This window comes from Mesorhizobium sp. M0011 (assembly GCF_040324155.1).
In the GTDB taxonomy this organism is placed as follows: domain Bacteria; phylum Pseudomonadota; class Alphaproteobacteria; order Rhizobiales; family Rhizobiaceae; genus Mesorhizobium.
This window is the reverse complement of sequence record NZ_JAMYVQ010000001.1, coordinates 1-21638: the sequence shown is the minus strand read 5'-3', so window position 1 is coordinate 21638 and position 21638 is coordinate 1. Positions and strand designations below refer to the sequence as shown.

General features: G+C 60.5%; 21 protein-coding genes. 12 read left to right on the top strand and 9 right to left on the bottom strand.

What is annotated here, in order from left to right; all coding sequences use genetic code 11:
- Positions 1–58: 58 nt before the first annotated feature.
- Complete coding sequence (locus NKK51_RS00105) at positions 59–247, bottom strand: hypothetical protein (RefSeq protein ID WP_127289235.1); 189 nt, start codon at positions 245–247, stop codon at positions 59–61.
- Between the two features lie 51 nt (positions 248–298).
- Between NKK51_RS00105 and NKK51_RS00100 the strand changes: the two genes are divergently transcribed.
- Together NKK51_RS00100 and NKK51_RS00095 are read left to right on the top strand one after the other, a co-directional pair.
- Positions 299–1810 (top strand): leucyl aminopeptidase, encoded by a 1512-nt coding sequence (locus NKK51_RS00100; RefSeq protein ID WP_352550964.1) that lies wholly within the window; start codon positions 299–301, stop codon positions 1808–1810.
- Positions 1811–1838: 28 nt separating this feature from the next.
- Complete coding sequence (locus tag NKK51_RS00095) at positions 1839–2288, top strand: DNA polymerase III subunit chi (RefSeq protein WP_023813773.1); 450 nt, start codon at positions 1839–1841, stop codon at positions 2286–2288.
- Positions 2289–2379: 91 nt separating this feature from the next.
- Here NKK51_RS00095 and NKK51_RS00090 read toward each other — a convergent pair whose 3' ends face one another.
- Positions 2380–2898 carry a DUF995 domain-containing protein gene (locus NKK51_RS00090; RefSeq protein WP_031213743.1) on the bottom strand — a complete coding sequence of 173 codons (519 nt, stop codon included), beginning with the start codon at positions 2896–2898 and terminating at the stop codon, positions 2380–2382.
- Between the two features lie 174 nt (positions 2899–3072).
- On the bottom strand, positions 3073–3996 hold the full coding sequence (locus NKK51_RS00085; RefSeq protein ID WP_031213745.1) for a glycoside hydrolase family 26 protein: 924 nt from the start codon (positions 3994–3996) through the stop codon (positions 3073–3075).
- Between the two features lie 620 nt (positions 3997–4616).
- Here NKK51_RS00085 and NKK51_RS00080 point away from each other — a divergent pair.
- Together NKK51_RS00080 and NKK51_RS00075 are read left to right on the top strand one after the other, a co-directional pair.
- Positions 4617–6497, top strand: a complete 1881-nt coding sequence (locus NKK51_RS00080) for a glycosyltransferase family 2 protein (RefSeq protein WP_352550528.1) — start codon at positions 4617–4619, stop codon at positions 6495–6497.
- 288 nt (positions 6498–6785) lie between these two features.
- The gene (locus NKK51_RS00075; RefSeq protein WP_352550526.1) at positions 6786–7193 is read left to right on the top strand and encodes a hypothetical protein; all 408 of its coding nucleotides are present in this window, start codon (positions 6786–6788) and stop codon (positions 7191–7193) included.
- Positions 7194–7447: 254 nt separating this feature from the next.
- Here the strand turns inward: NKK51_RS00075 and NKK51_RS00070 are convergent, their stop codons facing one another.
- The 3 genes from NKK51_RS00070 to NKK51_RS00060 form a co-directional block, all read right to left on the bottom strand.
- Complete coding sequence (locus tag NKK51_RS00070) at positions 7448–8449, bottom strand: glycosyltransferase family 2 protein (RefSeq protein ID WP_352550962.1); 1002 nt, start codon at positions 8447–8449, stop codon at positions 7448–7450.
- 44 nt (positions 8450–8493) lie between these two features.
- Entirely contained in the window at positions 8494–9420 is a 927-nt protein-coding gene (locus NKK51_RS00065; RefSeq protein ID WP_352550524.1) for a lysylphosphatidylglycerol synthase domain-containing protein, read from the bottom strand.
- 182 nt (positions 9421–9602) lie between these two features.
- Positions 9603–11231: an ArnT family glycosyltransferase gene (locus NKK51_RS00060; RefSeq protein WP_352550523.1), complete on the bottom strand. Its 1629-nt coding sequence runs from the start codon at positions 11229–11231 to the stop codon at positions 9603–9605.
- Between the two features lie 314 nt (positions 11232–11545).
- Here NKK51_RS00060 and NKK51_RS00055 point away from each other — a divergent pair, with 314 nt between their 5' ends.
- Positions 11546–12058, top strand: coding sequence for a DUF995 domain-containing protein (locus NKK51_RS00055; RefSeq protein ID WP_352550521.1), 513 nt, complete (start codon positions 11546–11548; stop codon positions 12056–12058).
- A 690-nt stretch (positions 12059–12748) separates the two neighbouring features.
- Here NKK51_RS00055 and galE read toward each other — a convergent pair.
- Positions 12749–13828, bottom strand: a complete 1080-nt coding sequence (gene galE / locus NKK51_RS00050; protein WP_352550519.1) for a UDP-glucose 4-epimerase GalE — start codon at positions 13826–13828, stop codon at positions 12749–12751.
- Positions 13825–14862, bottom strand: a complete 1038-nt coding sequence (locus tag NKK51_RS00045; protein ID WP_352550517.1) for a UDP-glucuronic acid decarboxylase family protein — start codon at positions 14860–14862, stop codon at positions 13825–13827. Before NKK51_RS00045 ends, galE begins: the two co-directional genes overlap by 4 nt.
- 1052 nt (positions 14863–15914) lie before the next feature.
- On the opposite strand from NKK51_RS00045, the gene NKK51_RS00040 reads away from it, so the two are divergent.
- The 5 genes from NKK51_RS00040 (at position 15915) to NKK51_RS00020 (ending at position 19633) form a co-directional block, all read left to right on the top strand.
- Complete coding sequence (locus tag NKK51_RS00040; protein WP_352550515.1) at positions 15915–16523, top strand: hypothetical protein; 609 nt, start codon at positions 15915–15917, stop codon at positions 16521–16523.
- A 62-nt stretch (positions 16524–16585) separates the two neighbouring features.
- The gene (locus tag NKK51_RS00035) at positions 16586–17440 is read left to right on the top strand and encodes a 23S rRNA (adenine(2030)-N(6))-methyltransferase RlmJ (protein ID WP_352550513.1); all 855 of its coding nucleotides are present in this window, start codon (positions 16586–16588) and stop codon (positions 17438–17440) included.
- A 192-nt stretch (positions 17441–17632) separates the two neighbouring features.
- On the top strand, positions 17633–18085 hold the full coding sequence (locus NKK51_RS00030) for a hypothetical protein (RefSeq protein ID WP_023813788.1): 453 nt from the start codon (positions 17633–17635) through the stop codon (positions 18083–18085).
- 133 nt (positions 18086–18218) lie between these two features.
- Complete coding sequence (locus NKK51_RS00025) at positions 18219–18800, top strand: TetR/AcrR family transcriptional regulator (protein WP_352550511.1); 582 nt, start codon at positions 18219–18221, stop codon at positions 18798–18800.
- A complete protein-coding gene (locus NKK51_RS00020) occupies positions 18797–19633 on the top strand; it encodes an EamA family transporter (protein WP_352550509.1) in 837 nt (278 codons plus the stop codon). The genes NKK51_RS00025 and NKK51_RS00020 overlap by 4 nt, the downstream gene beginning before the upstream one ends.
- A 38-nt stretch (positions 19634–19671) precedes the next feature.
- Here the strand turns inward: NKK51_RS00020 and NKK51_RS00015 are convergent, their stop codons facing one another.
- The gene (locus NKK51_RS00015) at positions 19672–19983 is read right to left on the bottom strand and encodes a transcriptional regulator (protein ID WP_352550507.1); all 312 of its coding nucleotides are present in this window, start codon (positions 19981–19983) and stop codon (positions 19672–19674) included.
- 574 nt (positions 19984–20557) lie between these two features.
- Here NKK51_RS00015 and NKK51_RS00010 point away from each other — a divergent pair.
- Both NKK51_RS00010 and NKK51_RS00005 read left to right on the top strand, forming a co-directional pair.
- Positions 20558–21022, top strand: a complete 465-nt coding sequence (locus NKK51_RS00010; protein WP_024504297.1) for a hypothetical protein — start codon at positions 20558–20560, stop codon at positions 21020–21022.
- Between the two features lie 178 nt (positions 21023–21200).
- A complete protein-coding gene (locus NKK51_RS00005; RefSeq protein WP_352550505.1) occupies positions 21201–21557 on the top strand; it encodes a GNAT family N-acetyltransferase in 357 nt (118 codons plus the stop codon).
- Positions 21558–21638: the final 81 nt, after the last annotated feature.

Here is a 21638-nt window from a genome sequence, read left to right as displayed (position 1 = left end):
GTCCGGCAGCGCCTGCACAACTGGCTCATCAGATGGTCTATCCGGGTTCTGTCCCACATCACGCCCCCCGGCTGGGCGGAGTGTCGGCGGGAATGGATAAGAAAGGGCGAACATCGATGGTTAACAACAGGTTGCGGCAAAAAGCGGGGCCGTGCCGCGACGAATCGTCATCGATTCCATAGGTCATATGGGATGCCAATTCGGCAAAGTCTTGCCAAATGCCGGAAAACGACCAAATGTCGCGCATCGTTTCGAACCGCTTCCCCAAAAGTCGCGCATTCCCTGAAAGCAGGACATGATGAATCAAAGACCGTCGATCGCCTTCGCCAAATTTTCCGGGTCCCAGAGCGCGGTGAACAAGAAGGGCACGGTCTTCGTGCTCGCGGCGGATGAGGGCGGCCTGAGCGACGTCGCCAAGGCCGGTGATCCCGGCAAGACACTGGAGCGGGCCTTTCCCGTGGCTGAGTTCACGGGCAAGTTCGCGAGCACGGTGGAAGTTCTGGCGCCGCAGGGAGCATCGCTCGACAGACTGGTGGCGATAGGCGCCGGCAAGGTATCGGGACTGGACGAATATGCGTGGTTGAAGCTTGGCGGCACCGTTGCCGCGTCGCTGCGCAAGGCGACCGAAGTGGCGGTGGTCCTCGATGTGGTCGGCGCCTCGCCGAGCGCGAAAGACGCGGCAAGCCTTGCCGCGGGCATTCTCCTGCGCAGCTATTCCTTCGACAAGTACAAGACCAGGAAGGACAAGGACGACGGCAAGGCAGAGCCGAAGAAGCCGGTCAAGGTGACCATCCACACCGCCGATCCGGCCGCTGCGAAGAAGGCCTTCGCCGATGCCGAGGCGGTGATAGACGGCGTCCTACTGGCGCGCGACCTCGTCAACGAACCGGCAAACGTGCTTGGGCCGGTCGAGTTCGCTGCCCGCGCCAAGGACCTCGAGGCACTAGGCGTCAAGGTCGAGATATTGGCTGAGAAGGAAATGAAGAAGCTCGGCATGGGCTCGCTGCTCGGTGTCGCGCAAGGATCGCCGCGCGGCGCCCGCATGGCGATCATGCAGTGGAACGGCGGCAAGCCGAAGGACAGCCCGATCGCCTTCGTCGGCAAGGGCGTCACTTTCGACACTGGCGGCAATTCCATAAAGCCGGCCTCGGGCATGGAGGATATGAAGGGCGACATGGGCGGTGCCGCCGCCGTTACCGGCCTGATGCATGCGCTGGCGGCCCGCAAGGCGAAAGCCAATGTCGTCGGTATCATCGGACTGGTCGAAAATGCCGTCGACGGTCATGCCCAGCGCCCCGGTGATATCGTCACTTCGATGTCGGGCCAGACCATCGAGGTGCTCAATACCGACGCCGAGGGCCGCCTCGTGCTGGCCGATGCGTTGTGGTACTGCAACGACCGCTTCCAGCCGAAATTCATGGTCAATATGGCGACGCTGACCGGCGCCATCATGGTGGCGCTCGGTCAACATTATGCCGGCCTCTTTTCCAACAATGACGAACTGGCCGAAAAGTTGGCGGCGGCGGGGCAGGCGACGCAGGAACGGCTGTGGCGCATGCCGCTGGGGGCCGAATACGACAAGCTGATCGATTCCAAGAACGCCGACATGAAGAACATCGGCGGCCGTTTTGGCGGCGCCACCATCGCGGCGCAGTTTCTGCAGCGCTTCGTCAAGGACACGCCATGGGCCCATCTCGACATTGCCGGCACGGCGATGGGGGCGCCGTCGAACGAGATCAACCAGTCCTGGGGTTCCGGTTTCGGCGTCAGGCTGCTCGACCGGCTGGTGCGCGACAATTATGAGCAGTGAACGGGTTCAATCACTATAGGCTGAAGCGATGGCCGACGTCCTGTTCTACCACCTGACCGAATCGACGCTGGAGGATGCGCTGCCAGGCCTCCTGGAGCGCAGCGTCGACCGTGGCTGGCGCGCCGTGGTGCAGACAGGCACCGAGGAACGCCGCGATGCGCTCGACCAGCATCTTTGGACCTTCCGCGACGATTCGTTCCTGGCGCACGCAACCGATCGTGAGGCTCATCCCGGCGAACAGCCGATTCTGTTGACCACCGGCGACGGCAATCCCAACGACGCCAAGATAAGGTTCCTGGTCGACGGCGCGGTGCCGCCTGACCTTGGCGGCTACGAGCGCGCCGTGTTCCTGTTCGATGGCCACGATGCCGCCCAGCTCGAGGCGGCGCGAGGGCACTGGAAGGTGATGAAGAGCGCTGGCCACGCCGTCACCTATTGGCAACAGACGCCAGATCGCCGCTGGGAGCGCAAGGCTTAAGGCAGGTCGCCTGAACGTGACTGAGGCAGGTCGCTGACCGTTCAGTCGACCCGCTTTTGGACCAGTGCCCTGTCCCGGATGAAAGTCTCTACTACTTTGCCTTGATCCGGCTCTGTTTGCGGCTGACGTAGTCGCCGTGTTTCAATTTCATGAACGCGTCCGCAAGGTTGCGGTGCGAACTCCTGAATACGTACCATTCTCCATCTGGAACCCGGCGCTGGTAGAGAATCCTGCCTGCCTGGCGATGTTCGAAACAGGAAAGAGCGTTGGAGTCGCCTCCGGCTCCGTGCCATTTTGCGCGGAAGCACAGCTTGCCTCCTCCGGGAATGAACCAGATGCCGTCACCGTAGCCCAGCTTGCGCGCCTTGTCCGAGGTCCAGGCACTGAACTGACGGCGCTGGACGGCAAAATATCCGGCACCCTCCCGACCCCAGAGCCACGAGCGGTTCTGGTACATCTGGTAGATGCCTTTGTCCGGCACCACCTCTGCCCGCATGGCCTGTTCGGCGATTTTCGTCGCCGTCTTGGCTGTTGCGGGAATCTGGAAAGCAAACAGACCAATGGAACAGGCAAGTGCCGTTCCGATACAATTGCCCAGTACTCGTTTCACAACCCCTACCCCTACTGTTACGCCACGCTCAGTTTATGAGAACGCTTGAGATGATTTCAGGTGAATCCTGAAATCTGAATCCGCCACTAAATCAAAGAGATGGAGCATGATGCCTGGACAGATGGTGCCCCGTTTGTCCGAAAAGCCGCTTTCTCACTTTTTCAGTATCATGCTCTAGGGCAAGACATGCTGGGTCACCCTCCAGTCGGGCAGACCATAGCCGCCCAGCCACGGCCACACTTCCTTCTGGTTGAAGTAGACGACCGAAGTCAGAGCCGGAAACTCCGCGTAGGATTTGCGGGAATCTTCCTGCCATTTCGAGACATAGTCCTGCTTTCCGACATAGCCGAGTTCCGCAACGACGATCGGCTTGTTGAACACCGCAACGCGGTCATAGCCGGGCTTCAGCAGTTCAGCGAAGGTGCGGTCACGACCGGTCTCGTCACCGTCTTTTTTCTGCAGACCGAACACCGACAGGCCGATGACGTCGACATAGTCGTCGCCGGGGTAGTATTTTTCCAAACCCTCTTCGCCTTTGGGCGACCACATGTACTTGGCGGCGGGGGCAGCCTTGCGGCAGATGTCGACTTCGCGCTTGTAAGCGGAGATCCAGTCCTTGGGAGCCCAGTTGGCCCAGGTGAAGCGGCCGTTCTTGTCTTCCATTTCCTGAGCCCAGCGAATGGTCACCGGGCTCTTCATCTGTCCCACCAGGCCGCAGATTGCCTGCATGTTGGCATCATATTTGCCGCTCAAAATGCCGTCACGCAATTCGGGCGGGGTGATGCGCCAGTCCTTGGACCATGTCCACGGCTCAATCGTGATCAGAAGCGAGCGGCCGCGCTGCAGCGCATAAGCGTCGGCAAGCGGCAGCGTCGACAGATCGACGTCTTCCCAGGGCAGGAACAGCTCTTCGATGCTGGCGCTCTTGTCGGTGCTGAAGTCCCCGTAGGGATCATAGGAACCGAACGCCGACGCAGCGCTGCTCGTCTGAAGGGGGTCGGTCGCGGTTACGGAGCCGGCCCCTCCTGCAGTAGGGAAGGCGGCGCTTCCGCCCAATACCAGCGCGATTGCAAGTGCCTTTGCCGCGGAGTGTGTCATCATAGATTCTCCCATGGCCTCGACTTCTCGCGGAAGTTAAGGCTTCGCCCGTGCGCATCGATGCCTGATCGATACGGCTACCCAAAAACCTATCGGCTCGATTGGCGGAATCTGCGGGATTTCGGAGCGATCATTGGCGGTTGTGCGAACCTTCGCACGAAGCCCACCCAAAAATACTTCTCAAGGCGCCAACACAGAAGGAGCCGTCGAGAGAGTTTCGCCGCGATACTCACAAATTCGCGTCAATATTCCGATATATCATCCCTGTCTAATTTAAGAGCCGGACGGACCAAAGAGTCAAGCGCAATTAATGGTTGCTTAACCATGATCCTCGCAACATGGTTAACGCTGCCTTGAGCGGATCTTCCTGCGATAGCCTCGGCCCCTTCGACGGATTCTCCGACGCTGAAACTTTTGCCGGCTGTGATTGCTGTGCTGGTCGGGGGAGGCGTCCACGGAATTACCCTCCCGATTCAAGAGGTTAAGTTAACCAATTCGCAAGAAGTATAGTTAACCAACACTTAATTTAGTTGACTCTAAGACACCCGGGTGGATTCTAAGGTCGGGTTTTCAAGGCTCGTCAGCCGTCATTCGGCTGATGCTCGGGTGGCGGTACGTGTATGAGTGTTTCCGCGGACGTGGGGATCACCAGCGGCAAGACCATGCCGAAACGGGGACGTGGGGCGGTTCCAGGGAAGACGGCGGAGAAGCCTCCTTTTCTGGTGCCGGTGCTGTCGGCCACCCAGCAGTGGATCTGGAAGCTGGGACTTGCCTGCTGGTCGGTAACGTTCGGATTTTTCTGGTTCTGGTGGCTGCAACCCGGGCACATCGAACACGTCATTCCATACATGCTGGCGACGTTGACGCTCGTATGGCTGACGTTCATGCCGATGTATTTTCTCTTGAACGTGCATGCGATGAAAAAGCCCTCCAGGCTTCACACGATCCCGGAGCGTTCGCGGGTCGCGATGGTGGTGACCAAGGCTCCGTCCGAACCGTTTTCGGTGGTCGCGCGAACGCTCGAAGCGATGCTGGCGCAGGACTGTCCGCATGATACCTGGCTGGCCGACGAGGACCCGTCCGAGGAAACGATTGCCTGGTGCGATGCCCATAACGTCATGATTTCGACTCGGCGCGGGCGGGAAGATTATCACCGCAAGGTGTGGCCCCGCCGGACGCGCTGCAAAGAGGGGAATCTGGCGTTCTTCTACGACCACTATGGTTATGAACGCTATCACTTCGTCGCTCAGATGGATGCGGACCACGTTCCGACACCGACCTATCTCAGGGAAATCCTGGTCGCCTTTGCCGACCCGGCGGTTGGCTATGTATCGGCGCCGAGCATATGCGACAACAATGCCGCTGAAAGCTGGTCGGCACGCGGCCGGCTGTTCCCGGAAGGGATGTTCCACGGACCCTTGCAGTCCGGCCATACGGGCGACGGAACGCCGCTCTGCATCGGCTCGCATTATGCCGTGAGAACCGCAGCGCTCAAGCAGGTCGGCGGCCTTGGCCCGGAACTGGCCGAAGATCACTCGACGTCCATGCTGTTCATTGCGGCTGGTTGGCGCGGTGTGCATGCCATAGACGCCATTGCCCATGGCGACGGCCCGCAAACCTTTGCCGATCTTGTCACGCAGGAGTTCCAGTGGTCGCGGAGCCTGATGACGATCATGCTCGAATACTCGCCCATATACCTTTCCAAGCTATCGCCGCGGCTGAAGTTCCAGTTCCTGTTTCGCCAGCTCTGGTATCCGCTTTTCGCCGTGTTTTCGCTTGTCATGTACGTCATGCCTATGTACGCGCTTCTGACGGGGAAGAGCTTCGCCAATGTGACGTATGTCGATTTCCTTTTATACTATGCTCCGAACTCTATTTCCCTGATTATGCTGGTGATGTTGCTGAAGGCATTCGACCTGTCGCGCCCGCTCACTGCCAAGACGATCAGTTGGGAGGGAATGTTGTTCTCATTCTTCGCGCGTTGGCCGTGGGTGCTGGCGGGCACGCTGTCGTCGATCCGTGATTATGCGACCAAGTCGTTCGTGGATTTTCGTGTTACCCCCAAGGGCATTGGCCCGAAAAATCTGCTGCCTGCCCGCGTCATCGTTCCGTATGTGGCACTTGCAATCGGAGCTTCGCTGCCGGTCCTTCTGGTGGACCGCGCGTCGGATGCCACCGGCTTCTACTGGTTCGCTGCCTTCAATGCGTTCGTCTACGGGCTGCTTGTGGTCGTAATCATCACCAGGCACCTGGCGGAGAACAGAATTTCGTTGCGGCGCAATGTTGCGAAACTCGCCTTGCAGGCCTCGCTCGCTGGCGTTGCGCTCTTCGTCCCGGGCGCTGCGTTTTATGACCGCGGCCTGGAAGGCATATATGGGCTCCAGCAGGGCGCAGGCAGTGTGCGCATCGTCAGCGTGGCCTACCCGGTTTCCGGAGCCGGGCGTGGCGGGAGCGGAACCCGCACATTCCATCTTGACCCCGCCTGGGATCGGCAACGCTGACGCCGAGAGGCGTCTGTGCGAAAATAGCTCCCCTGAACCGCATTTGCCTTGATAGCCGGCCGGCAACCTGCGGCAACGCCAGGCATGCTCGACAGATAAAATTTTAATAATATCCGATCGAGCGCTGAAAGACCGCACTCATCATGTCGTTTGCACGAATTTTAATAAGTATCCTCTAATATTTGGCCATGATGTGAGTGGCGATACGCTACCCGCATGGCGCGGAAAGCAAATAAGAGAGAATATATCTCCGCGCTCCAGCGACCTATTTTCGTGGCAGGGATGGCGATGAACAAATTTATGGAAAGAGGGGCAAGAATGGGCAAGAAATATGCCTGTGCATTTGCCGCTGTTGCATTGATCTCGATGGTGTCCAGCTGCCAGAGCATGGACGCGACCAAGACCGGCTCGATCGGCACAAAGTCGGCGGTTCATGCGCTCGGCAAGAAGGTGCACTACGTCAAGAACAAGCGGCTGCATCTGATCAACCGCAAACCGCTCACACAGATGACCAGCGTGACGCGCACGAGGGAGGAGGCCTATGCGGCCTTCGTGCGACCGCAGCGGCTCGGCAGGCCGGCGCCGGTGAAGGTCTCCTACAGCCCGGGCAATGGCGGCCCGTTCCTGGGTCATTCGCCCTGGATTTGTGGCCCGAGTGGTTTCGGCCAGCGCGCCAGCTGCCGTTCGCGTTACTAGAAAACTCAGACCCAAAGTGGCGGCGCGATTTGACTGAAGAGTCCGCCGCCCAGGTCTTCGCCGGGGGGCGAGAGTCGAGGGCGAGAGGTTGGCGCAGGCATTGCGTCTTGCCTCTTGCCCTCCGACGCCGTTCCTGGCGACATCAGTCGACGAACCTTGCCAGTCCTTCCTCGATCGGCACCTTCGGCTACCGATGAAGCCCGCTGCTCGGGTCACCGCTATGGGCGCAGAACCTCCATAGCGTTCCAGTCAGCTCATGATGGCCGGCCCGGGCGGAGCCAGCCGTCATTGTCACTGGACGCCGGCTGTGGCCGCGCGACATAGGCCGATGCTCCATTCGCTTCGTGATAGACCCGTGCCAGCATTTCAGCCAGCACGCCCGACGTCACCATCTGCACCCCGGCGATGAGCAGGAAGAAGCCGGTGAACAGCATCGGGCGTGTTCCGATGTCTTCGGCGAAAAGCAGCTTCAGGCAAAGCAGGTAGGCAAGGATCAGCGAACCCAGCGCGCCAAGCACGATGCCGATGCCGCCGAAGAAGTGCCCGGGCCGTGTGCGATAGCGCATGAAGAAATACATGAACACCAGATCGAGCACGACCCTGAAGGTGCGCGAAATGCCGTATTTGGACTGGCCGTGGATGCGGGCATGGTGCGTCACCACCTCCTGCGCGATGCGTCTGGGTGTCGTCACCGTGGCCAGCCATGCCGGGATGAAGCGGTGCATCTCGCCATAGAGCTTGACGCTGCGGATGACGTTGCCGCGATAGACCTTCAGGCTGCAGCCATAGTCCTTGAGGCGCACGCCGGTGACGCGCGCGATCAGCGCGTTGGCAATGCGCGAGGGCAGCCTGCGCATGAAAAACCCTTCCTGGCGATCCTTGCGCCAGCCCACCACTAGGTCGAGATCCTCGCTTAGCAGGCGGTAGACCATACGCGGAATGTCGTAGGGATCATTTTGCAGGTCGCCGTCGATCGTGGCGATGACGTCGCCGCGCGCTGCGTCGATACCAGCCTGCATCGCGGCGGTTTGCTTGTAGTTGCGCACCAGCTCGACCGCATGCACATGCGGGCCGTAATGCGCCGCCAGGCGCCTGATCTCGCTCACCGTCCCGTCGGTACTGCCGTCATCGACCAGCACGACCTCCCAGGGCTGGCCGTAGCGTTCCATCGCCTGATGAATCCGTGCCAGCAGGGGTTCGACGTTTTCAGCCTCGTTGTACATGGGCACGACGATGGACAGTGTATGCTCCGGCATCACCGCGCCGTCAGGCAGTCCCGAAGCAGGGATGGGCAATACGCTCATAGGGATGGTTTCCTTGCAGGGCCGACGGCCGGGTTCCCCGGCAGCGTCGATTTCGAGGGAAACAGCCAGGCGATCGCACCCGTGGCTATTGCCGAGCAGAAGATGAACAGATGCAGTGCCAGCGCTGCCTGAAGGCCGCTCTTCATGGCAATGCCGGAGGTGAGCAGCGCCGCCGCTGCACCCGCCTCGTAGGTGCCGAAGCCGGCGACGCCTTGTACCGGCAGTATGGCGGCGCCTTCGGCCCCGACGACGCCTGGAAAAGCGGTCGAAAAGGATGTCCCCAGCAGCATTGCCAGCAACCATCCCTGTACGGTGAGCTTCAGCGACCAATTGGCGATCGTCCACCACCAGCCATAGCGCGATCGGCCGGTCGCCTCGGTGAAGACATCGCGCAGCCTGCCGAGTTTCGCCACGATCTTGCCGCGGCCTGCCCAGTCATGCGGCGCGCGCGCCCAGCGCGGCAGGTACCAGGCGGCGGCGATCAGGGCGGCCACGCCCGCGATCCTTATCGCCGGATGCAGGCCGGGCCACACCGCCAGGGCCAGCACGCCGACGACGAAGGCGTCCTGCAGCCTGAACCACAGCAGAGAGGCGCTGGCGCGCAGGATCGGTACGCCGAAGACCTGGCGCAGGAGCAGGGGAAAGGCCGTCTCGCCGCCGCGAAAGGGCACGACGTTGATCATCGCATTGTGGATCAGAATGACGCGCAGGCAGGCGCCGAAACGGCCATGCACCTCGTCGCGGAACTCGTCGCAGACGCGCAGCGCACGCAAGACATAGGTGACGAAAAACGCGATTGTGGCCACCGCGAACGTGCCGGGGGCTATGCGATCGAAGGCGTCGCCGACCATCCGCCAGCGCGAGTCGCTTGCGAGCCAAGCCAGCAATGCCAGCGTCACAATGATGGAAATCGCTCGTTTCAACAATTCCTCCGGTCGCAACCGTCGAATTCCGCCAGCCACGTAGAGATAAGACCCTGCTGGCGGCTTGTCTCGCTTGGCTGGCTGCGTTGGGCAGGCGAGGGCGGTTCGCAGGGTCGCTGACCGTCGCCGAATTTCCAACGTTTATCCGATCCGCAGCCCATAAGCCCAACGGCCTGGCTAGATCAAGGCCGGCTGATTTCATAAATCAGGAGGTTGTCTGAATCCACCTGCTTGGTCCCGATCTTGTTGAGATAGTCGATCACCCCATCATGATGCTTGACAAACGGCCGTCTTTGGCTGTCTTCGGCATCCTTTGCCAGGCCAAACCAATCCGCGCCTTGCGTGCGAAGTTCCTCAAGTTGTGCTATCGCGATGGCATCGTCCTCGACGAACTTGGACCACTCGACATCGCCGCCACCGGGCGGAAATACCCACCCGCGTGCCCTGCTGTAGTAGACAGCGACAGGATCCCCCACCTCCGGAGCGATAGCCACGACAAGATCGCCAGGCTGGGCCCTGCGCGCCAGCTCGTCGCCAAGTAACTTTCCATTCATGGCGAAGGGCGCCTTCATCGTCCTGACGAGAGGAAAAGTCGACCAGACAAGCGTGGCGGCCGCGATGCAAATCGACCGCAGAATTACCCCAGGGGACAGAACGGTTTTGGCTCCAAGCGTCGCCAGGACGAGCGCGCCACGGCCGCAAAACATCGCAAATGGCACATGGAATATATGATAGTTCCATGGATTGGTCGTGATCTCACGTGCCGCTGCGAGATAAACAACAGAGGCCGCCGCAAGCCATATGAAAGGTATGGCCGAAAGTGCGCGTTCTTTCGATTCCGCGATAGGCTGGGGCGGCATCCAGAATCCGACCGCCATCAAAACCATGAACGGATAGCCGTAAAACCACCAGACCGACGTATTCCAAACAGATTCGAAATAGAAATCGTCCTTGAAAAACGCCCAGAATCCGGAATCCCAGATGTATCCGCTGCCCGCGACATGAAACGGCGGATAGGTTCGCCCGAGATAAATGGCCCAGCTGTAGTAAGCAGCGATGATGGCAAGGCTGACAAGTCCGCTTATGAATACTTTCGCTGCATGCTTCCGCCGATTTTGCAGAAGCCAGCAAGCCATCAGATAGAATATGACACCTCCGGCGGCCAAACCCGGTGGTTTTGCAAGCACGCCAAGGGAAAAGCTGGCTGTGGCGAGAGGGAGCAGCCACTCACGGCCTCCCGTCCAGTATTTCGTGAAAAGCCAGACGCCCAAGGTCACCAGAGCCAGCATCGAAGGGTCGGGAAGAAACGAGCTATCGATCATGATTGTTGCGGGCATCAGTGCGTAGGCCAAAGCTGCGGCATGCGCGTGTGTTTCGCCCCAGCATAGAGTTGTCAGCCGGTGCAGCGAAAAGACCGTCACCAGCCCAAACAGGGCGGCAACCATGCGACCAAACCAGTCGTGCCAGCCAAAGACCTCGTAGAGCAAAGCCGTCAGATAGCTGACGATCTGGAACTCGCGGCCCTGATAGCTCGGTCCTGGTCCGGTCCAGCTGATCTCGGGGAAGAAGATGTTCCAACTGCGTTGCTGGAAATTGTCGGCCATCATTGCCGTGCTTGTCTCACGCCAGCTGAAGGCATCGACCAGCGGCAAGGTGATGTTGTGGAACCTAAATAGGGCTGCAATGAACAGGATCCCCAGCAAGATCGCCGTGTTGGGGCTGGAGTAGTTGCGAGCAGTCGTTTCCCGATCGGTCGACTGTTCCAGGTATTGCTGACCTTCGGCCTGATTCAATCCCGGGTCGTCCGTCATTTGAAACCGCGTCCTCCCTGCGGATGTTACTTTTACGCGATTGTCAGAGTTGGCGCAGTAAGAGTTGGCGCAGTATATGACGCAATTCTTAATTTTGATGACAGCGGGTTACGCGCATGTCTAGATGTGTGTTGTCCGTCCACTCGCAAAGGTTGACATCACCATTCTCGCGGCAGTTAAATATGTCGCGTGGCTGTCGCGCTGATAGCGCCGCCCTGGGCCAAACAGACATGCGAACGCCAATTGTGCCGACATCTCCGACCAGATTGCTGCCGCTTGGCGTCAAACGCCGCCAACGTCGGTCCGCAAGTTGCATGCAGTTTTTGTTTCTCCTGGCTCTCTCCGGTCAGGTGGCTGTTTCGGGAGCGGCGCAAGCGGCCGCCGCCAACGACAAAAGCACCGCGGAACCCGTTACCGCCGCTGTTCCGACTGCTTACGAACTACAGCTTCTGTATGCCGGCCGCACATGGATATGGAAGGACGGAGCAGCTTATTTCGCGCGGGACAATCGACACCTCAGGGCCTGGACGTCCGGGCAGGACACGGCAACCGTCGCGGAGGGCAGATGGCTGGTGACCAAGGACGGCAAGATGTGCATGGAGCTCGCCTGGCGATCTAAGAGCTACACCGGCGAGCCGCACCGCACCTGCTACAGCCATCGCATTCAGGGCCGCAACATCGAGCAACGCAAGGATCCGGACGGGGAATGGTACGGTTTCAAGCGATCTCCCGAGGATCCTTCCGACGAATACAAGAAATTCGAAGCAGGCGACACCAAGGGCGCGCAGTTCGAAGAGACCCGCAAGCTGGTCGATGCCAAGAACTAGGCCATGCTTCCAGCCATGCTGAGCCAGTGGCCTGGCTGTTCTTGCCGTGCGCCTGTCGCGGAACCCGCGAATCGCCTATGGTTAAGCCTTAAGCGGCTCGGCAGGCGCGGTCGGCGCGCCGATCGCATCTAGTCGCATTCAATTGCATCACCCAAACGACAAGATGATGGCCTGCCATACGGTTTTGATGAAATTTAATAATTAGTGATATCTAATATAATGTGTGATGTGCGAGTGGTCACTCATGCGGCGTGAAAGCGGCCCAAGTATAGTATGTCGCAACGCGCCCTTGGCTTATACTTGATAGCAAGGGACAGAGGATGAGAAATTCCGCGAGGGTATTTCGCTCAAGCAAAAATGTCGTATCTATTGCCGCGGCTGTGGCGCTGGGTTCTGTGGTTGCAGGTTGTCAAAGTATGGACGCAACTGAAACCGGTTCGGTCCTTATCAGGCCCATAGTCCACCCGGTCCGCAGTCAGCCCGCGGTCCAGCCCGTGCAGGCCACATTTCTCGTGCGCTCGCTGCGGGCCGACCTTCCGATCCAGATGACAAGCACGATAGGAACCGAAAGTGCCTACGCTTTTGCACCGCCGCAACGGATCAAAGCCAGCACGTCGGCGCCAGTGAAAATCTCGTTCAATCCGGGCGATGGCAGCACGTTCTCGGGCGGCTCGCCTTATATCTGCAGCCCTAGCGGATTTGGCCAGCGCGCGAGCTGTCACCCCCGCTATCTCTGACTCGTCGAGCGACGACCGACGCTGCCACCCTGGCTGGCGGCAGTTTCATTGTCTTGGTCTTCAGTCCGAAAAAGGGAGCGGCTGTCCTGACAATCGTGTCGATGTCTGAAAGCTCCGGCACAAAGCCAAGATGTTCGCGTGCGCTTCCCGGATCGGCGTAGAGCTCCGCCGGATCCCCAGGGCGTCGGCTCCTGAGCACTGCCGGAACCGGCCTCGACGTCATTCGGCCGACCGCCTTGACGATCTCCTTGATGGAGATGCCCCGCCCGGTGCCGAGATTGACCGCAAGACTTCGCCCGCCACCCTCGAGATAGATGAGCGCTTTCAGGTGAGCGCGGGCCAGATCGGTGACGTGGATATAATCCCTTACGCAGGTGCCGTCCGACGTGTCGTAGTCGGTACCGAAAACCTCGATCGCGTCGATGATGCCCGCTGCGGCCATGAGCACTCTGGGAACCAGATGGGTTTCCGGCGAATGCCACTCACCGAGCTCGCCGTCGGGGTCGGCGCCACAAGCGTTGAAATAGCGCAGAATCGCAAATTTCATTCCATACGCGGATGCATAATCGCCGATGATCTGTTCACCCATCAGCTTGGAGCGCCCGTAGGGGCTGATCGGATTTTGCGAGGAGGTCTCACGAACCGGCAACGCTTCCGGCACGCCGTAGGTCGCACAACTGCTGGAGAAGATGATGTTTTCGATCGAACTCGCGCGTGCCGCATCGAGCACCGCGATGGTGCCTGTTACATTGGTCGAATAATATTCGGCCGGCTCGCGAACGGACTCCCCGACATAGGCCAGCGCCGCAAAATGGATCACGGCCGCCGGCCGGTACGTGTCCATCGCCCGCCGCAGTGCATCCTGATCCCGGATATCGCCGACGACAAGCGGCCCCCAGGCGACGGCTCTCTCGTTTCCGCGGCTCAGATTGTCGAAAACCACCGGCATGTAGCCGGCGGCGGCCAGCTGCTTGCAGGTGTGACTGCCGATGAAACCGGCTCCACCCGTCACCAGGACTGCCGGCCGGCTCATGAAGCGGCAGCTCCTCTGGCGATGTGACTTCCGTAAAGCAGGGCATCAAAATACTCGACGGTACGCGCGAGCCCCTGGCTCAAGCCGATTTTTGGCTCCCAGCCGAGATTGGCCTTGGCAAAGGAGATGTCCGGCTTGCGCTGCCTGGGATCGTCGACGGGCAGCGGCCGATGCACGATCTTCGATCGGGCGTTGGTGTAATCGACGACCAGCGTCGCCAGTTCCATGATGGTGAATTCGGCAGGGTTGCCGAGATTGACCGGGTGGGCGGGCGCGCTCGGCGCGTTCATCAGCCGGATAAAGCCCTCGATCAGGTCGTCGGCATAGCAGAAGGAGCGCGTCTGCTGGCCGCTGCCATAGACGGTCAGGTCCTCGCCGCGCAGCGCCTGGACGATGAAGTTCGAAACCACACGCCCATCGTCGGGCTGCATGCGGCGACCATAGGTGTTGAAAATGCGGGCGACACGGATATCGAGGCCATAGGTCCTCGAATAATCGAAGAACAGGGTTTCGGCCGAGCGCTTGCCTTCATCGTAGCAGGAACGCGGTCCGTGCGTGTTGACGTTGCCGAAGTAGCTCTCGGGCTGTGGGTGCACGAAGGGATCGCCATAGACTTCGGATGTAGAGGCCTGGAATATCTTGGCCTTGTTCTGTCGCGCGAGTTCCAGAAGGTTCAGCGATCCAAGCACGCTTGTCTTGAAGGTGTGGATCGGGTCTGCCTGGTAGTGCGGCGGAGAGGCGGGGCAGGCGAGATTGTAGATCTCGTCGCATTGAAGATCCGAAGGCAATGCATCGACGATGTCGTGCTCGATGCAACTGAAGCGCGGATTATGCAGAAGGGTATTGAGATTGTATCTTTTGCCGGTGTGGAAATTGTCCAGCGCGACAACGTCGTATCCGTCCCGCAAAAGACGTTCGCACAGATGCGATCCTAAAAATCCCGCTCCTCCGGCGACAAGGGCGCGTGGTCGGCTTTGGTTGGCGCCCCTTTGGCTGCCGGATTCCAGTTTCAGAACCTTGACAAGCTTACTCATGCTTTCCTCATACGCACCGCACACGCTACCGCCGGGCCGGGACAAAGCATCGCCCGGCCACGTTCCTCAGAACGTGGCAAACCTCCGCATCTGCGGAACCGCCATCACTGATGTGCGTCAATTGTTCTTTGGCTTTCGCGAAGCTGGTGCGACTACACAACCTCCGTGCTGCCGCTCAGCATTCTCTGCGCCCCGAAATCGCGATCACACGCTCGGTGTCACCATCGTCGATTGCTCGCCCAAATTGCACATCCCAACACATCGAAAATATACCTGTGGAAATCATAGTCAACTAAATTAGATATTTCTTAACCATATCTGTTTGCGAATGGTTAATCACGGGCCGGCATCGGCCTCGAAGCTGAACCAGGAGATGTCCAGGGCAGTTCCTCATTTTGAATCAGGGTATTGGGTCCGGCCGCTGGCGGTCGGCGCCACAAGCTGTTCGGTATGTCGAATCAGCGCTTGGCAGCCAAGATCGCCATGAAGGAGGGGTTGCGCAATTCAGGGCGAGGTCGGGATGGATCCAGCCGAAAGTGGATTTAACGACCCAAGCGACGGGAAAATTTCAGATAGCAACGAGATTGTTGCCCGAAACCGCTCGGAGTGCAAATATAAATTCCAGGGCGCGAATATTCATACCATACGGCTTGACCTATCGGAGGCACGCCGCAGCTGGCTATAGTGGGAAGAAGGGCAAGGGCTAAAGCTTTGTAAGCAAATTCATTCACAGGGACGAATTTTGACTTCATCCTCTTTTGGTGCCGCTGTTCATGATCTTTGCGCATCAAGGCCTCTGGTTCCAAGGCGCGCCGGTGGCCCATTCCGCCGAAAAGCGCATGCGCGCCTTCATTCAATAGTGGAGGAGCGGTCATTTCGGCAACGAATTTTAAGCGCATAGGTAGAACCCGCATTGTTGCGCGGCCACGCCGCCACCAGGTTGTTGCTTGCGCACGTCTGGCTCGATCGCCTGGGGTGGCGACTCGGCTGGCCATCGCCTTTTGATCGTCGGGGCGCTATTGGCAAGGTCACGATGGAATGTGGTGATGTGAATGCGCTTTCTGTTTGTCCTGATCCTGCTCGCCGGCGCCGGCATCGGTGTCGTCTATCCCTGGGCGATGAGCAACTTCTCCGGCCATGAGATCGGCACCTGGCGGGTCTATGAGCAGGGCCGCTTCAAGCCGCTGACGGTGCCGCTCTCCGGCCGCGACGCGCCGGTGCGGGTGCTGGTCGACCTGACCGCAAGAGCCGAGCGCATAGTCTCTCAGCAGCGCACCGTGCTGACGCTGACCGCCGCAAGCAATGGCCGCACGGTGCTCGCCTCGACGCTGCAGTTCAACCATTCCGACAATCCTCGCCAGGCCAGCCCGCAACTGCCCGACAAGATCTTTCGCGACGAGGCCGGCGTGATCGCGACCGTCAGCCCAGGTCCCTACATCTTCACCGTTGGACCGGGTGATGCCGACGACATACCGATGCGGGCGGTCGATCTCATCTTGCGTTCCGGCGCCGGCGAGATCGACAGCCGTGCGCGGCCGGTCGGCTTCGCGCTGATGGCGATCGGCTTGATCGGGTTTTTGCTGACCCTGCGTTCTGGCGGTGGCGGCCGGCCGGAAAATCCGAACTCGCAGCCACCCCCGCCGCGCTGGGGCAGGGGCTGATGCATGTCGCCCAAAAATGTGCAGCGGTTTTGGGACAACGACATGCATAACGGCACAAAACCATGAACTACCGCCACGCCTATCATGCCGGGAATTTCGCTGACGTCGTCAAGCATGTCGTGCTGACGCGCTTGCTTGAGTATCTGAAGCAGAAGGACAAGGCGTTTCGGGTCGTCGACACCCATGCCGGCATTGGCCGCTACGACCTGTCGTCGCTCGAGGCGCAGAAGACGGGTGAGTGGCAAGGCGGCATCGGCAGGGTGATCGATGCCCCGTTTGCCGCGCCGGTGGCGGCGCTGCTCGCGCCCTATCTGGAGACAATACGGTCGCTCAACCCCGAGGGCGGCATCCAGAAATACCCGGGCTCGCCGTTGATCGCGCGCCATCTCATGCGCAAGCAGGACCGGCTGACGGCGATCGAGCTGCACCCCAAGGATGCCGGGAGGCTGAGGACGTTCTTTGCCGGCGATTTCCAGGCCCGGATCATCGAACTCGATGGCTGGCTGGCGCTCGGCGCCCATCTGCCGCCGAAGGAAAAGCGCGGCCTGGTCCTCATCGATCCGCCATTCGAGGAAGCGGGTGAGTTCGAACGCCTCGTCGACGGGCTCATAAGGGCGCACAAGCGGTGGCCCGGCGGCATCTACGCGCTCTGGTATCCGATCAAGGACCGCAAGGCGATCATCGCCTTCCGCAAGGCGCTGAAGCAATCCGGCATTCCGAAGCTGCTCGACATCGAATTCGAGATCAGGCCGGCCTCTTCGGAACCCAGCCTCGACGGCAGCGGTCTGCTGGTGGTCAACCCGCCGTTCACGCTGGAGGGCGAGCTGCGGACGCTGCTGCCGGCCCTGCACAGGCTGCTTGCGGTGGGGCGGCCGGCGCACTGGTCGTTGGAATGGCTGGCCGGCGAGCAGGCTTGAGGCGGGCTCATCGATGACCCAGGGACCGTGCTCTCTTGGGTCTGGATATGAACGTGCCAGAGCCATTCCGGTGCGTCAAACTCGGCTTTGGTCAAAAAGCGGTTTCAAACTGGGAAACCATTGTCAACGCAACCGCTTGACCGCCGCCGAGCGAATCCGCACAGTGCGCGCAATCGACCTTGAGAGGCTGCCATGACTCGCTTCGCCAAATCCGCCCTTGCCGCCCTGATTTCGCTCTGCACCCCGCTTGCCGCGCCTCTCGGTATCACCCAGACCGTGCAGGCCGCCGATCTTACGGTCTATTCCGATGAAGACAGCGGGGTCTGCGGTCAGCCCTGGGTACTGAACAAGATCACCAGCCGCTTTTCCTATCAGGTGCATCACGTGCCGCATCTGCCTGACGTGCAGATCACCGATTTCCGGCGCATCCACCAGCATCGCTATCTGGCGGCCAACGATACCTGGCCGATCGGTCGCCGTTATTGCGGCGCCACCGTCAGTCTGTCCGACGGCCGCGATCGCACCATCTGGTACCTGATCGAGGAAGGCCAGGGCTTTGCCTCGATCGGCGACAATGTCGAATTTTGCGTCTCGGGCTTCGACCGCTGGATGGTCTACAACGGCCGCTGCCGCATTCTGCGCTAAACCCGGTCTCCCCTTCCAATCTCTTTCGCGCCTGTGGCTTGATCGGCTGCAGGCGTTTTTTGTGCCGCGTCGACAGCAGACGCGATCCGTCGCATAGCTATGAGACAGACCTGTCTCACCACTCGGTAAACGCATGACACCATCGCCCGTTTCCGATAAGCGCCAGCACGTCGTTGAAACGGCCTACGTGCTGTTCAAGCGCGCCGGCTTCCATGCGACCGGTATCGACCGGATCATCGCCGAAGCCGATGTGGCCAAGATGACGATGTATCGCCACTTTCCCAGCAAGGACGAACTGATCGTCGAGGTGCTTGGCTATCGCGCTATGCGTTTCGACCGCCAGCTCGACCGGCTCGCCCAAGAGGGCATTCCGCCGGAACAGAAAATCGGAAGAATCTTCGACTGGCATGCACGCTGGTTCCGCAGCCCGGATTTCCATGGCTGTCTGTTCGCACATGCGCTGGCCGAGTTCGGCGATCCCAGGCATCCGGTTTTCAAGGCCGTTGTCAGGCAGAAGAACGGCCTCAAGCGGCGCATGCGGTCTATCCTCGAAGAGGTGATGCCGCGCGGCCGCGCCGAGAGCGTGGCGGCGACGCTGCTTATGCTGATCGAAGGTGCGACCTTGCTGGCGCAGATGGGGCAGGCCGACGCCGCCATTCGCGACGCCCGCAAGGCGGCCATGGGCATCGTCGCTGCTTCGCGCAGGCCGCAATGAGCCCGCTGGTCATCGGGCTCGCATTGTTTGCGGCGATCCTGCACGCAAGCTGGAACGCGTTCCTGCGCACGGGGGCCGACAGGCTGTGGACCGTCACCGTCATGAGCTTTTCAAGCACGGCGCTCGCCATCCCCTTCGCCTTCTTCCACGCCCTTCCGGCCGCGCCGGCCTGGTCCTACATCGTGCTCTCGGCCTGCCTGCAGGTTGGCTACAGTTTGTTTCTGGTGGCCGCCTACAGATATGGCGAACTGGGACAGGTCTATCCGATCGTTCGCGGCAGCGTGCCGCTGCTTGTCACGCTCGGCGGGTTCTTCCTGGCCAACCAGCAGCTCACTCTGCCGCAGACCATTGGTGTCGCGCTGGTTGCGGGCGGCATCATGGGCCTTTCTCTCGGAAGGGGCAGGGCCGCCACGACATCGATATTCTATGCGTTGGCAACGGGAGCTATCATCGCCGCCTATGCGACGGTCGATGCGCTCGGCGTTCGGGCGGCGGGAAACGCCGGCGCCTACACCGCATGGGTCCTGCTGATCTACGGCGCGTTGCTGCCGGCGGCCTTCGTCGCCTGCCGTGGCCGGCTCATTGTCGACCTGCGCGCGTCTGAAACCTGGAAGGCGCTGGGCGGGGGCCTGTTTGCACTTCTGGCCTACGGTGTCGTGGTCGCGGCCTTCGCGCTCGGGCCGGCCGGGCCGATTACCGCGATCCGCGAAACCAGCGTCGTCTTCGCGGCCTTCATCGGACGCCTGTTCCTCGGCGAGGTGCTGACGCCGCGGCGGGTCGGCGCCTGCGCCATCGTCGCGCTCGGCGCCATCTGCCTCGGTTATCAGCCGTGACGGAACTGCGGATCGCGCAGGATTGCCCGGTCACCATGCTATTTCCTGCGCGGCGCCGCCTCGGCCTGATCGAGGATTTTGCGCAGGAATGCGGCGTGGCCGCGGAACGCGCGCCGTCCACTCGTCGTCGCCTTGACGCGCGTCTGCGGCCGGCGGCCGACGAACAGCTTTTCGATGTCGACATAACCCGCCCTGGCCAGCGTATCGAGGTGCGCGCCGAGATTGCCGTCGGTGACGTCCACGATGGCCTTCAGCCCGGTGAAGTCCAGTGTTTGACGCCTTTCCAGCATGCTCAGCGCGGCCATGATCCTGAGCCGAGTGCTCTGGTGGATGATTTCGTCGGCACTCATCGATTGGCTCCGGCGCAGCCAAGCCGGAGGCCACGGACAACCATGCTGCCGCCGTGGCGGACCGTCTTGGCAATCTGGAACGGCGGCAGCGCCGCTTGCTCCTGTGCGATCGACATTGAAGTGCTCCCGCATGCTGTACAGAATACTCTGTCATGTAGAGTTATCTGTCAATTCACGAGCAAGCCGATCTGCGATCGTGCTTGACAAGACGATGCATCGACCGGCTGTCGCATTGCAGTATAGATCGTGCGCCTGCACGAGATGATCGCACCGATGAGGCGGCGGTCATGATATCGGCGACCGACGATCGACATGCAAAGCTGTTCACTGATCTTGGGAGCTTCACGAGAGGAGCGGTCCCGCGGAGTGTGGAGAATGTCGGCGACACATTCTAGCCATTGGTCGAAGATCAGCAATGAATTTCTGCGACGGTCAGCACGACCATGTGCCGATCGTAACCGAAATTTAAGCTGCGAAAATCGGTCTATTGCTTCGCTGGCTAGCAAGCCGCGAGTCAGATATGCATGAGCGTGCCGGGTCATTACGGCCGTCGGCACAAAGGAAGGGGCATCGCATGGCTAAGCAGTCATCCAAAGCGCCGGCGTCCAAGGCACCGGCAAAGAAAGCACCCGCAAAAGCAGCGACGGCAAAGGTCGCAGCTGCAGTGAAGAAAGCAGCACCCGCTGCCAAGCCGAAGGCCGCGGCGGCCAAGGCAAAAGCAGCACCGGCCAAGAAGCCGGCAGCGAAAGCTGCTGCGAAACCGGCAGTGAAGAAGGCAGCACCTGCCAAGGCAGCGGCAAAGCCGGCTGCGAAGGCGGCACCGGCCAAGAAGCCTGCAGCGAAAGCCGCTGCGAAACCCGCAGCGAAGAAGGCAGCACCTGCCAAAAAACCGGCTGCCAAGGCTGCACCTGCCAAGAAGCCGGCTGCGAAGGCTGCTCCGGCAAAGAAGGCTGCGGCAGCGAAATCTTCAGCACCGGTGAAGAAAGCGGCACCTGCGGCCAAGCCGAAGGCAGCGCCCGCGAAGGCCGGCAAGAAGTAGTCGCGTCTTCCCTCGCCGGGGCGGTGCCGAAACAGTCAAGGGCGGGTGCCTGACAGGCGCCCCGCTCGCTGTTTAGGCAGTCGGAAGGCGAGAACAGAGGCGGACGGAGGATATCTTTTCGCAGCTCCCAGGACTTCGCCACAGGGCGAAGTCCGGTGGGGCTTTGTCGGCGTCATCGATGGCGTATCAAATCCCGGCGCGAGGCCTCTCAGCCTTTGTCGTCGACCGCCTGATCCGCAGGCCGCCAGTGTCTGCGCCGCAGGGAATTCGGGCCGGCTGCGTGGCTGGTGAAGTGACGTTGGAACTCACGATTCGCAGAGCAAACGACGATGATGCGGAAGCCGTGAGCCGCGTGATCCTGGCAGCTTTGCGACAGACCAATGCGAAAGACTATTCGCAAGACATCATCGCTCGCGTGGAACAGAGCTTCAGCCCATCCGCTGTCTTGGCGCTTTTGAGGAAGCGAAGAGTTTCTGTCGCGGTCGTGCGTGGCAGGATCGTTGGAACAGCCAGCCTAGAGCGGTTCACGGCTTGATGGAATCGAAGGGGATTCCCGATTTGTCTGTTTTGTGATTCAAGATGCTGGCTGGAGTGGAGGCCAGCATCTGATGACCCG